This is a genomic window from Pseudomonas sp. Pme6b (genome assembly GCF_058129925.1).
Window position 1 is genome coordinate 2,876,511 of record NZ_CM176704.1, and the last position, 13,043, is coordinate 2,889,553.

The 13,043-nt window shown below is 59.5% G+C and carries 9 protein-coding genes and 2 pseudogenes; 3 read left to right on the top strand and 8 right to left on the bottom strand.

All coding sequences use genetic code 11. The annotated features are described in order from the left end of the window. Positions 1-54: 54 nt before the first annotated feature. The 8 genes from AC4ANE_RS13060 to AC4ANE_RS13095 form a co-directional block, all read right to left on the bottom strand. Positions 55-1,401: a cation:proton antiporter gene (locus tag AC4ANE_RS13060; protein WP_002553791.1), complete on the bottom strand. Its 1,347-nt coding sequence runs from the start codon at positions 1,399-1,401 to the stop codon at positions 55-57. A 149-nt stretch (positions 1,402-1,550) separates the two neighbouring features. After that, the gene (locus tag AC4ANE_RS13065; RefSeq protein ID WP_002553790.1) at positions 1,551-2,603 is read right to left on the bottom strand and encodes an ABC transporter substrate-binding protein; all 1,053 of its coding nucleotides are present in this window, start codon (positions 2,601-2,603) and stop codon (positions 1,551-1,553) included. Further along, positions 2,600-3,784, bottom strand: coding sequence for an NAD(P)/FAD-dependent oxidoreductase (locus AC4ANE_RS13070; RefSeq protein WP_460408968.1), 1,185 nt, complete (start codon positions 3,782-3,784; stop codon positions 2,600-2,602). Before AC4ANE_RS13070 ends, AC4ANE_RS13065 begins: the two co-directional genes overlap by 4 nt. Then, positions 3,781-5,172 (bottom strand): FAD/NAD(P)-dependent oxidoreductase, encoded by a 1,392-nt coding sequence (locus tag AC4ANE_RS13075; RefSeq protein ID WP_002553788.1) that lies wholly within the window; start codon positions 5,170-5,172, stop codon positions 3,781-3,783. Before AC4ANE_RS13075 ends, AC4ANE_RS13070 begins: the two co-directional genes overlap by 4 nt. Continuing rightward, entirely contained in the window at positions 5,169-5,459 is a 291-nt protein-coding gene (locus tag AC4ANE_RS13080; RefSeq protein ID WP_002553787.1) for a (2Fe-2S)-binding protein, read from the bottom strand. Before AC4ANE_RS13080 ends, AC4ANE_RS13075 begins: the two co-directional genes overlap by 4 nt. 17 nt (positions 5,460-5,476) lie before the next feature. Continuing rightward, positions 5,477-6,271 carry an ABC transporter permease gene (locus AC4ANE_RS13085; RefSeq protein ID WP_005734602.1) on the bottom strand — a complete coding sequence of 265 codons (795 nt, stop codon included), beginning with the start codon at positions 6,269-6,271 and terminating at the stop codon, positions 5,477-5,479. A gap of 3 nt (positions 6,272-6,274) precedes the next feature. Next, positions 6,275-7,147, bottom strand: coding sequence for an ABC transporter permease (locus AC4ANE_RS13090; protein WP_002553785.1), 873 nt, complete (start codon positions 7,145-7,147; stop codon positions 6,275-6,277). Continuing rightward, positions 7,144-8,172 carry an ABC transporter ATP-binding protein gene (locus AC4ANE_RS13095; RefSeq protein ID WP_002553784.1) on the bottom strand — a complete coding sequence of 343 codons (1,029 nt, stop codon included), beginning with the start codon at positions 8,170-8,172 and terminating at the stop codon, positions 7,144-7,146. The genes AC4ANE_RS13090 and AC4ANE_RS13095 overlap by 4 nt, the downstream gene beginning before the upstream one ends. A gap of 241 nt (positions 8,173-8,413) precedes the next feature. Between AC4ANE_RS13095 and AC4ANE_RS13100 the strand changes: the two are divergent. From AC4ANE_RS13100 to AC4ANE_RS13110, 3 genes and pseudogenes are all read left to right on the top strand, one after another. Beyond that, positions 8,414-9,260, top strand: a pseudogene (locus tag AC4ANE_RS13100) (IclR family transcriptional regulator). A 198-nt stretch (positions 9,261-9,458) separates the two neighbouring features. Continuing rightward, positions 9,459-11,078, top strand: coding sequence for a methyl-accepting chemotaxis protein (locus tag AC4ANE_RS13105; RefSeq protein ID WP_031597219.1), 1,620 nt, complete (start codon positions 9,459-9,461; stop codon positions 11,076-11,078). A gap of 310 nt (positions 11,079-11,388) precedes the next feature. Next, positions 11,389-13,004: pseudogene (locus tag AC4ANE_RS13110) on the top strand (methyl-accepting chemotaxis protein). The last annotated feature ends 39 nt before the right edge of the window (positions 13,005-13,043 follow it).

Sequence of the window (13,043 nt, forward strand, 5' to 3'; positions counted from 1 at the left end):
TTCTTCCAATACCCTCATCGACCTCATCTATGGCCCTTTGCCGTAGCAGGCCTGTTAATCAGGGTTGGCGGCGGCGCTGCGCTCGTAGCGTTCCAGTAAAGGCTGGATGCTGATGCCGTTTACCAGAATGCTCAGCGCTACGACCGAAAGTGTCATGCCGATCACAACGTGGCCGACATCGTGTGCCAGACCGTGTGACAACGCAAAACACAGGTAATAAAGACTGCCGATCCCACGAATACCGAACCATCCAACCAGTGCTTTTTGTCGGACGTTGAGCAGGCGACGACTCACCAGCAACCAAACGCTGGCAGGACGAATCACGCAGAACAGCGCGATACCCAGACCAATCGCGCGCCAGTCCCAGTACATTGCCAGCGCAGCGCCCAGCAGGGTGATCAGCAACACTTCCATCGCGCGTTCCACCAGGCTGCCGAACGCGAGCATATCGCCCATCATTACCCCGGCAGCCAGTTGCGAGTCGCTCATGTCTTCGCCCTGCGCTACTGTGCCCTGTTCAAGGGATGCAGTCATATGCCCCAGGACCGGTTGCGCGGCATGCTCCGATGGCAGCTCTGAGCGCGTGACACGTACTTCAGCCTGACGCAGCCCGAATCCGGCGGCAAAGACCGAAAGAAAACCGAAGGCTCCCACACCTTGCGCGACCACGTAGGCCAGGGCGATCAATGCCAGCGCCAGAAAGTCATTGGGTGATGTGGTGCTGTCGGCGTTCTTGATGCGCAGAAAGATCATCAGATGGCCAACGCCGCGGCCCATGCCGTAACCAATCAACAAACCGGCCGGAACCGCCCAGATCAGGTCCTTGATCAGCCATCCCTGGACCCAGTCGCTCATTGCGCCCCCGGAACTCAGGTACAGCAAGGCAAAGATCACGAACGGAAACGCCGTCCCGTCGTTGAGGCCCGCTTCGCCGGACAGACCAAACCGCAGGCGATCCTGGTCCTGGGCGTTGTTCACTTGGACCATCCCGGCCAGTACAGGGTCGGTCGGCGACAGCATGGCACCGAGCAACAACGACACGCCCCAGTCCAGGCCGATGATGTAGTGCCCCGCGACCGTCACGCCAGCAATGGTCACCAGCATCACTGGCCCGGCCAGCCAGTAGGCAGAGTGCCAGGCCTTGCCGCGCAGCGGCAGGCGCAACTTGATGCCCGTACCGAACAGGGAAAACAGCACCGCCACCTCGGTCAGGCGCTCCAGCCATTCGTAGGATTTTTCGAAATCCAGATTGACGATATCCAGGCCCATCGGCCCGATGCCAAAGCCGAATCCCAGGCATACCGCTGACGTGGTCACCGGCATCCAGCGCAGGTACGAGGACGTGAGTGCCAATAGCATCAAGAGCACGCCAAGCACGCTCATGCAGACAATAAAACTCATAAAGAAAGAACCACCGTTAAATGCGCCTCAAGAAGAGGGCGTAACGGTGGGACTCTCTTGTGCGGTAATAAGTTGAAATAATTTGCCGGGCGGTGATCAGCCGGTGCTTGCCTGTAAACGGCACGGCCTTTTGACCTTGCCGCTTGCGACTAGCGCTCGATACTGCGGCTCCAGCGTGCGTTCCACTCGGGGCGGATCTGGTTGACTTGATCCCAGTCGATGGTTACCGCTGTTTCCAGGTACTTTTCCATGGCCTCGACTTGCGCGCGCGTCTTCTCGGAGGTGGGGGTTTTCGGATTTGACGGGATCTGATCGCCGAATTCCAACGCAGGTGCCTGTGCTTCCGGTGTCAGCAGGTAGGCCGCCAGCTTCTGGGCCAGCTCTGGCTGGTTGTTATTGGCGATTGCACATTCAGCCACGTTCAACACCACGCCGCCTTCCTTGGGCGAGGCGTACTCCACCGGCACGCCCTTGATCTTCAAGGCGGTCACCTGCGTAGGCGTCAGCGGGAACAGCGCGGCTTCATCGGTTTGCACCATTTCCGAGATCTTTGCCGAGCTGGCTATGTATTCCAGCACGTTCGGGCCGACAGTTTTCGGCCAGGCCTTGAAGCCGGGTTCGACGTCTTTCTCGCTGCCGCCCTGGATACGGTTGAACATCAGAAAGCCATGCAGGCCGAAGGTCGAGGAGGCCAGTGACTGGAACACCACCTTGTCCTTGAAACGTTTGTCGGCCAGGTCCATCCACGAGGTGGGCGCGCTCCAGCCCTTTTCCTTGAACATCCGCGTGTTGTAAGCAAGGCCGGTCACACCCAGGCTGACAGCCGCTGCCTGTTCCTTGATTTTGGCCTTGGCAGGCAGGTCAGCCAGACTGGCGCTGGGCTGCAGGGCGTCACACAGGCCCATGGAAATAGCCCGGTACATGATGCCGTCGTCGAGAAAGATGACGTGCATCTGCGGGTTGTCTTTACTCGCCTGCACCTTGGCAAGGATATCGGCCGAGGTGCCGGGCACGATCACCACCTTGACGTTGTTGGCCTTCTCGAAAGCAGGCATAACCTGATCGGCGTACAGGCGCTCCATGGTTCCGCCGTTCATGCCCAGGTACAGCGTGGTTTCGGCCTGGGCAGGCAACGACACGAGTGCGGCCGCCAAGGGCAGGCATGACAAGCCGGTGAGGGCGAGACGTTTGGTGCTTTTCATAGGGACGACCTTCCTCTGTGCAATGGGATGACGTTAGTAGCGGGTTCTATCGCAGTGGGTTGGCTAGCTGCCTGGCGGAAGCGGCCGATGGAAAAGGCCTCGAGCGAGATCGTTGAGGCACTGTCGCAGACCCATTCGGCCAGCGCTTCGCCCGCTGCCGGGCCGATCTGAAAGCCTGCCCCGGCAAAGCCGAAGCCGTGCAGCAGCCCGGGCCGGGTCAGGCTCGGGCTCAGCACCGGTTCGCGATCAGGCAGGTAGCCTTCAGTGCCGCTCCAGGTGCGAATGGCCTGGGCGCCGGCCAATGGCGGGTAGAGTTCGACGGCGTTGCGCAGAATGTCGAGCACTGCCGCCTGTCCCGGCCTGGCATGCGCAGGGCCGAGGGCAAAGCCTTGTCCGCCGCCCAGCACGCAATTGCCGCGTGCCACCTGCCGGGCATAGATGCCGCCGCCTTCGACACCGGTGCTGACGTCCATGAACATCGGCAGTGGTTCTGTCACCAGCATCGCCGGATGCCCCGAATACATCGGCACCGGTTCGTTAAATTGTGCCGCCAGCGCTCCTGCCCAGGCGCCAGCGCAATTCAGTAGCCAGGGGGCTCGCAGTGTCAGGCCGCTGGCGGTCGTGACGATGAAGGCGTTGCCGTCGTGACTGACTTCGCTGACCGGCGCCTGCTCGAATACCTGAGCGCCCGCTCGGCGAGCTGCGCTGGCAAAGGCGGGCGATACCAGACGCGGATTGGCGTGCCCGTCGTCGGCGCACAGCGATGCACCGACGGCGACATCGCCCGCCCAAGGGTAACGGGCGCGCAGTTGCTCTCGATCCAGCAGTTGCAAATCCAGCCCGAACCCCCGGCTGGCTTCGGCGTAGCTGCGCAGCGCATCCATGTCCCGCTCGCTGCGCGCCAGTTTGAGGTGGCCGGAGCGCTGGTATTCGCCGTCGATACCGATCAGCTCACGCAGGCCGCTCCAGATCTGATGCGCCCGTTGCGACAAGGGCAGTTGCGACAAGGGCCTGCCTTGACGGCGCACACCGCCATAATTGACGCCGCTGGAGTGCGAGCCGCAAAAGTCGCGCTCCAGCAGGGCCACACGCTTGCCCTTCAGGGCGAGCGCCAAGGCTGCCGACGAGCCGACAATGCCGCCGCCGATGACAATCGCATCGCTTTCAATCAGCGTGCTCATGGTTGTTTCTCCGCTGATTGTTTGTCCACGGGCAGCATCTCCAGGCCGAACGGCAGTGGCTTGATCGGTGCCTGGCCGCGTAGACGGCCGACCTGCTCAAGTGGTCGGCCGCTCTCGCGGGCGATGATCTCGGCGGCTGCCAGGCCGCACATCCGGCCCTGACAGCGGCCCATGCCAACCCGGCACATGGCCTTGACCCGGTTGATCTCCCAATGACCGTCCTGCACGGTGGTGCGAATATCGCCCGCAGAGACTTCTTCACAGCGGCAGACAACAGTGTCATCCGCTACATTGGCGGCCCAGTCTTCGGGGAACGGGAAAGCGGTTTCCAGCCCGTGGCGGAAGCGTTCGATGCGTTGCAGTGCGGTTTGCAGGTCACTGATACGCACGGCGTCGACGGTGACACCGCTGTCTTGCAGCAGCCCGAGCGCGGCCAGTTCTCCGGCCATTTCCGCCGCGTCTGCGCCCATGATTCCAGCACCGTCGCCTGCCAGATACACGTCTGGCACGCTGCTGCGCCCACAGTCATCGCGAATGGGCAGCCACGCTCGGTTAAGCGGGCTCCAACCGAATTCACAGCCGAGCAGGTCGGCCAGTTGTGTCTCGCTGCGCAGCGCATGGGCAAAGGCTACTGCGTCGCAGGCCAGTTGGCCTGATTGGCCGTTGCGTTGCCAGTGAATGCCGTCTACGCGTTTGTCACCGTTGATGCGGGTGAGGTGTGCGCCCTGGTGCACGGGAATGCCATGCGCACTCAGCCACGCGCGGTAATACAGGCCCTTGGCAAGGGTTGCCGGTTGGCCGAGCAGCGCAGGCAGCGCCTTGCATTGGGCTGAAAACGGCGCGCTGTCGAGTACCGCCAGCACGTTCGCGCCAGCCTTGGCGTATTGATAGGCGACCAGATACAGCAAGGGGCCGCTGCCGCAAAACACCACGCGTTCGCCAATCGCACAGCCCTGATATTTAAGTGCGATCTGCGCTGCACCCAGGCTATACACGCCGGGCAGTGTCCAGCCGGGCACTGGCAGAATGCGGTCGGTGGCACCTGTGGCGACAATCAGTCGGGTGAAATCCAGGGTTGCGACTGTTCCGTTGTGCAGGGTATCGAGTTGATTGCCTTCGACGTTCCACACCAGCGTCTGCGGTCGGTAGTCGATCTGTGTTGTCAGTGCATCGAGTGCCTGATGCAGTGCAACGGCCTTGCCGCTTTCAAAGCCGTAAAGCGCCTTGGCCGAACGCTGGAAATTCTCTGGCTGGCGACGATAGATCTGCCCGCCGCCGCGCAGACCTTCGTCGATCAGGCAGGCTTTGACACCGTGCTCCAGCAGCGTCTGGGCAGCGCGAATCCCGGCTGGGCCGGCGCCGATAATGGCAACGCGGTCTTTGCTCATGGCCGCCGCCCCGGTTCACGAATAATCGCCTGGCCAGCTTCCAGCAGCGTCGAACAGGCACGCACTCGCTGGCCGTTGCCGAGTCTTACCCAGCAGTCCTGGCAGGCGCCCATCATGCAGAACCCGGCGCGCGGCTCGGCACTGAAGTCACTGCCGCGCAGGTGCTCACTGGCGGTCAATACCGCAGTCAGCACGGTGTCGCCCAACAGACCATTGGCCGGTTGCCCATCGAGGGTGAAGGGCAGAACGGGGCGATCATGTTCAGCCAGTCGTTTCAGCAATGCCATAACGTGAAAGCTCCGGATCAGTGTTTGCCGACCAGCACCCGATCCAGCCCATAGACCCGGTCGAGCAGGATCATGGTGGCGGCGGTGAGGGCGATGACCAGTGCCGATACGGCAGCCATCATCGGGTCGATGGATTCGGTGGCGTAAACGTACATGCGCACCGGCAGGGTCTGGGTAGCAGGCGAGGTGACGAAGATCGACAGCGTGACTTCATCGAAGCTGTTGATGAACGCCAGCAACCAGCCGCCTGCCACGCCGGGCAGGATCATCGGCAGGGTGATCTGCCGAAACAGGGTGAAACGGTTGGCCCCCAATGACTCGGCGGCGTGTTCGGCGCTGCGGTCGATACCGATCGCCGCCGCCAGCACCAGACGCAGTACGTAAGGCGTGATGACCAGCACGTGGGCGAAGATCAGCCAGGTGAAGCTGCCGTTTACGCCCATCAGCGCAAACAGGCGCAGCATCGCCACCCCCAGCACCAGGTGCGGAATGATGATCGGCGAAAGAAACAGCGCATTGAAAAAGTTGCGGCCCGGAAATGTATGGCGGGTGATCGCCAGCGCAGCAGGCACCGCGATCAACGTCGCCAGCGTTGCGGACACAAACGCCAGAATCAGGCTGTTGTAGAACGAGTCGATAAAGTCGGCGCGTTCGAACACCGCCTTGAACCAGCGCAGCGAGAAGTCGGTAGTGGGCAGGCTCAGCGTGTTTTCCGGGGTAAACGCCACCAGGCACACCACCACCAGCGGGGCCATCATGAAGATCACTACCAGCGCATGAAACGACAGGGCCAAAGGACCGTTCTTGGACATGGATCATTCCCCCAGAGTTTTTTTGTAACGGCCTTCGATCATGCGGTTCCAGGACAGCATGACCAGCAGGTTGACCAGCAGCAGCGCCACCGCCAGGGTCGCGCCCATCGGCCAGTTGAGCTCCGAGAGGTACTGGTCGTAGATCACCGTGGAGACCATCTTCAAACGTCGACCACCGAGCAGGCCGGGAATGGCAAACGAACTGGCGGCCAGGCCAAAGACAATCAGTGAGCCGGACAGCACGCCCGGCATGACCTGTGGCAGGACGATCAGGCGCATGACTTTTGCCTGACTGGCACCCAGCGACAGCGCGGCCTGTTCGGCGGTGGGGTCGAGCTTTTGCAACGAGGTCCAGACCGGAATGATCATGAACGGCAACATGACGTGGACCAGCGCGATGATCACGGCAAACGGGGTGTACAGCAGTTTCACCGGGCGACCGCCCATTAACTGGATGGCCTGGTTGATCAGACCGTCCGCCCCCAACAGCAGGCTCCAGCCGAAGGCCCGGACCACCACCGAGATTAGCAGCGGCGTGAGGATCAGAATCAGAAAGATCGAGCGCCACGGTGTGCCCATGCGGCTCAGAATGTAGGCCTCCGGCACGCCGATCAACACGCAGAGCAACGTTACCAGCGCGCTGATCCAGAAGGTGCGCAGGAAGATTTCATAGAAATACGAATCGGTGACCACGGCCGTGTAATTGGCCAGCGTATAGCTGTCGCTTTTCACCCCGACCTGATAGTCGAACACGTTGAATGACAGCAGCAGCGTCAGGCCCAGCGGCAGCACCAGCAAGCCGATATACAACGCCAGTGCCGGGGCTGACAGCCAATAACCGCGGCCACCCTGACGCATTTCGCTCATCAGGCTCATGCGCGCACCTCGTCGGCGTCCAGCACGCGCAGCAATTCGGCTGGCCAATCGATGCCGACCGCAGCACCTTGTTCCAGCGGTGCCTGGCCGTCGTTGCGACGCACTACGGTTATTTCGCCGATGCCGGTCTGGATGCGATATAGCCACTGGCTGCCGAGAAAATAACGCGTGACGATACGCCCTGACAGCTTTCCGCAGCCGGGTTCGACCAGATCAATTTTCTCTGGACGCAGGCTGAGTGTCAGCGTGCCATCGCCGGGTAGCAGACGGATCTGCGGGTTGCCGCTGCTGTCCGGGTCGCCCTGCAACATATTGGCTTTGCCGACAAACCCCGAGATAAAGCGCGTGCGCGGGTGTTCGTAGAGCGTGTAGGGCTCGTCGATCTGCGTTATACGCCCGGCCTGCATGACCACTACCCGATCACTGATCGACAGGGCTTCAGCCTGATCGTGGGTAACCATCAGCGTGGTGATGCCGACTTCGTTCTGAATACGGCGAATTTCGAACTGCATCTCTTCGCGCAGGTTGGCGTCAAGGTTGGACAGCGGTTCATCCAGAAGCAGCACCGGCGGCTCGATCACCAGTGCTCTGGCCAGCGCGACCCGCTGCCGTTGCCCGCCAGACAACTCGCGCGGGTAGCGCTCGGCATGCTGACCGAGACGAACCAGTTCCAGCACCCGTGTGACACGCTGTTGCAACTCGGCAGCAGGCACCTTGCGCATGCGCAGGCCAAACGCAACGTTGTTGGCCACGGTCATGTGCGGAAACAATGCATAGCTCTGAAATACAACGCCCAGACCCCGACTGCTGGGCTTGGCGTGGGTAATGTCGCGGCCGTCGAGCACGATGCGCCCGTCACTGACTTCAACGAAGCCGGCGATCATTTGCAGAGTGGTGGTCTTGCCGCAGCCGGAAGGGCCGAGCAGTGAAACGAATTCGCCCTTGTCGACGGCCAGGTTGGTGGCAACGACCGCGTCAATAGAGCCGTAGCGTTTGGAGAGACCTTCGAGCTGCAGAAATGCCATGCCTGCTTCCACCTGTGTGCATGCGCGCCGAAGCACGCGTTTGTCATGGGCAGATGCGAAATGAAGTCATGCAGTTCTGTGGACGTTGGTGCTCGCTCTGAGTCGGCTACCGATGATTGTTCAAATCGCCCCTGTGGACTGAGAGTAGGTCGAAGGCTAGGATGGGCTCAATAAGGAATTTCACTGAATAACATCTTTCTTCGAATTAATTCTTTTAGTGGAAAAATAGCGAGCTATATTCATGAATAATTCCACTGATCGGAATACTTATTCTGCGCAAGTGGGCGTCAGCGCGGTGTCGCGTCTGTTCGCCGTATTGCATTGCCTGGGCGATTGCGACGAGGGCGGCGAGCGGGTCACACAACTCGCCCAGCGTGTCGGGCTCTCGCAACCCACCACGCACCGCTTGCTGCGCAGCCTGATGGATGAGGGCATGGTCGAGCAGGACCTGCTCAGCAAGCGCTATCGGTTGAGCATCGAATTCTTTGCGCTGGCCGCCAAGGCGGGCAACACCGGCAATCTGCGCGACGTGGTACGCCCCAGTCTGTTACGCCTGTCTGCATCGCTGGGCGACTCGCTGTTTCTGCTGGCACGCAGTGGCTTTGACGCGATCTGTCTGGACCGCAGTGAGGGCCCGTACCCGATTCGCACGTTCACCGGCGACATTGGTGGCCGTGTTGCGTTGGGCGTTGGGCGTAGGGCAGGGCAGCTTGGCGATTCTCGCGTTTCTCCCCGAGGACGAGCGGGAAACGGTGATTGCCTACAACCTGCCACGGCTCAAGGATTTTCACCTGTACGACGAGGTGTTTCTGCGTTCAGAGGTCGAAAACGTGCGCCGCCTCGGCTACGCCGGGCGCAACACCGGCGCGCTACCGGGCATGGCCGGGCTGGCCGTGCCGATCCTGGACCGCAGCGGCCGGGCAGTGGCAGCGCTCAGCGTGGCAACTATCTCCGACCGCTTGGGGCCTGATCGCCTGATGACCGTGGTAGAACTACTCAAGCGTGAAGCCACGGCCATCAGTGCCAGAATCAATCCCTTCGATCCTTCGCTGCGACGGCCCAGTCAGGTATTCGGGCAGGCGGATTAGATCTTTTACTCTCTTTTTGGCATTTTTTTGACGTATTTCTGACATTTATACCGACTGTCGCTGTTTTTAAAGAAAAATTGGCGCAAGCCGATGATGATCTCATAGAGCACACGTGCCGGGCTGGCTCGGCCGTAAGGGATGAGGCTCGTCATATTCTGCGTGCTGACGCAGACCCGCTTTTCTCAAGAGATCATCATGATGTCGAAATCCCTGAGGCTCCAAATCCTTGGCTTGCTTGGCGGCAGTCTTGTACTGGTGCTGATCATTGCGCTGGCCTGTTTCAACTTCCTGTCCGGTAACGTGCAGTCCTATCGCAGTCTTCTTGAAGGTCCGGTCCGTGCCTCGCAGTTCGTTGATGAGGCCAACCTGCAATTCAAGGTTCAGGTCCAGGAGTGGAAAAACGTTCTGTTGCGCGGCAAGGCATCGGCAGACCGCGACAAATTCTGGGGGCAATTCGAAGAGCAGGAACGTAAGGTGCAAAGTACGTTGGGTCTGCTGGCAGAAATGGAAGGCACCGATCAATCGTTGAAAAGCCAGGTGCAGGCACTGCAGCAGGCGCACCGCACATTGGGCACTGCCTATCGCACTGGCCGTGATGCATTCATCGCGGCGGGCAACGATGCTTCTGCTGGCGACGCCGCAGTCAAAGGCGTAGACCGTCCGACGAGCGAGCAGATGGCCATCCTGGTTGATCAACTGCACAAGTCCAGCGATGCCCAGTCGGTTGCAATCAGTCAGCAAGCCGACCGCACGATCCTGACTGGTGCAGTTGTAATGCTCGTTTCTGCGCTGCTGGTAGGTCTGCTTGCCCTGTGGATTGTCAATCGCAATCTGGTTGCGCCGATTCGCATGCTTATCGAATACGTCGCCCAGTTGAGTGAAGGCAAGTTCGCTGCACGCGTTGACGTGACGCGCCAGGACGAACTCGGCCGTCTGGCCGTCGCAGCGAACACGCTACGTGATTTTCTGGCAGATACTTTCAGTCGCCTCAAGCGCAGTACCACCGACCTCGATACTGCTGGCGGCGAGCTGAATGCCATTGCCGAATTAATGGCTCAGGGCACTCACGAGCAATTTGAGCGTACCGATCAGGTCGCTACCGCGATGACCGAAATGTCCGCTACTGCCCAGGAAGTTGCCCGCCATGCGGCACATGCTGCACGGGCTGCGGATGAGGCTGACCAAAGCGCGCAGGACGGTGAGAAAGTCATGCAGTCGACCATCGCCACCATCACCCGGATGCGCAGTGAGATTTCCTCGACGGCCAACGTCATTCAGCGCCTGGAAACAGACAGCGGTCGTATCGGCAAGGTGCTTGAGGTGATTCGCGGGATCGCTGATCAGACCAATCTACTGGCGCTCAACGCCGCCATCGAGGCTGCACGTGCAGGTGAAGCCGGGCGCGGTTTTGCCGTGGTGGCTGACGAAGTCCGGACATTGGCACAACGTACCGCCGTGTCCACGGCCGAGATCAATCAGATCATTAATTCGGTGCAGACCGGCGCAAGCGACGCGGTGCAAGCCATTCAGGGCGGTCAGGCGCACAGCGAAGAGAGTGTCGAGCAGGTTACGCATGCCGGCGCTACACTGCAGCGCATTACCGTGGCAGTCGAGAATATTCGCGACATGAATCGCCAGATAGCGACTGCTGCCGAAGAGCAGACTTCTGTGGCAGAGGATATTTCGCGCAACCTGACTGAAATCACCGCAATCGCGGTGACCAATCAGGACAACGTCAAACGTACCCAGAACGCCAGCCATGAACTGAAAGGCCTTTCAGCTGGCCTTAACGATGTGATCTCGCGCTTGAGTGCGTGATCCGCTTAACAGTGTTACCGCTCTCCGGTCATGGAGAGAGGTAACACTGCGGGTGTTATTTGTCAGTATAAACAGAGCATCAAGCGTTACGGGATTTACCCTGATGAGGTAGTAATACTAAAAGCATAGTCTCAACTGAAAAGTCTGACTATTGGTGGGTTTAAAGCACTATTAAAGGCGTTATGTGGTGCCAGGAGTTTTTGCACTAAACAGTAGTTTTTTTATTTTTAAATCATTAAAGTGATGTTTGGGTGCCATCATTTGTGCATGGTTCCCGCCCTACCGTTGTGACAGCAAGGGGATCTATAAAATGCCAATAAGAAATATAGGTTTGAACTTGAGGGCGCTTCTCAGCTTCGGCATTATTTGCCTGCTGCTTGCCGGGGTTGGCACGAACGCAGTCTTTAAAATGAACGGGTTACACCAGTCCGCCGACCAGTTGCAGACAGACTGGCTGCCCAGCGTCAGACAGGCTGGACGCATAGAGACGGCGGGCCTGTTGTATCGCCTCGACGCGCGACGTTTTGTGATGGATGACCAGCGGCAGTCGCCGGAGTCTGTCAATAAGCTGAACGGATTGAAGAATGCCTTACTGCAAACAGCCGACACTTACGGCTCGCTGGTGTCGAGCCCACAGGAAGAACAGGTCTGGAAACAAGTCAAAGCCGATGCGCTGGCCTACAGCGACAAGATCGACCAGCTGGTAGCAAAAGCAAATCCGACAGCGAACTATTCGTATTTATCCGTGATATTACCAGCCCGCAGGCGAAGGCCTTGCAATCATCTATAGAACAATTGATCGAAGTCAACGTCAAGGGTGCAGAACAATCAGGGGCCATAGCAGACAAAAACTATGAAAGTGGACTAACCGTCACCCTTACACTTATTGTTCTGGCCGTGATTATTACCCTGATTGTTGCCACTTTATTCACCCGCAGCATCGCCAGACCCGTTCAGGCATTGCTCGACTCGACACGCAAAATCGCCGAGGGCGACTTGCGTACCACGGTGGAAGTCAACGGGGCCGATGAGCTGACCGAACTGCAAAAAGCCACTGCAACCATGCTCTCAAGCCTCAAGGGCACCATTCAGCACATCTCTGATGCCTCGGGCCTGTTGGCGTCGGCTGCTGAAGAAATGAGCTCCATCACTCAGGACTCCGCGCAAGGTATCCAACGCCAGACGATGGAAACCGAGCAGGCCGCCACGGCGGTCAACCAGATGACCGCAGCCATTGAAGAAGTTGCACGCAATGCGGTCGCTGCTTCGACCTCCACGCAAGCCTGTGAAAAGTCTGCGCAGACCGGCCAGGATTGCGTCGGCCAGACCATCGCTGCGCTGGAAAAACTCAGTACCACAGTGGACAAGACTGGAGTTGAAGTAGAAGGACTGGCCCATCAGGCGCAGGATATCGCCAAGGTGGTCGATGTCATCCGCGCGATTGCCGAGCAGACCAATCTGCTGGCGCTCAACGCCGCTATCGAAGCCGCCCGCGCGGGTGAACAGGGTCGTGGATTTGCCGTGGTCGCCGATGAGGTCAGGGCGCTGGCCCATCGTACTCAGACGTCTACCCAGGAAATAGAACAGATGATCCAGGGTATTCAGAAAAACTCCAGCGGTGCCGTCCAGTCGATGAAGCAGAGCAATGCGGAAACCGACGCGACGTTGCTGATCGCTCAGCAGGCTGGTGTTGCAATCAAGGAGATCACCACATCGATCAGCCACATCAATGAGCGCAACCTGATGATTGCAACGGCTTCGGAGCAGCAAGCGCATGTTGCCCGCTCTGTCGATGAGAACCTGGTGAGCATTCGCGATTTGTCAGTCCAGAGCTCTTCTGCCTCCAGCCTGACCTCCACAGCCAGTCAGGAGCTGTCCCGCCTGGCTGTGGATCTGAGTCGCCTAGTATCGAGGTTTTCAGTCTGATCCAAACCCGGTCCGAGCACGGGCCACTGTTTTGAAGGC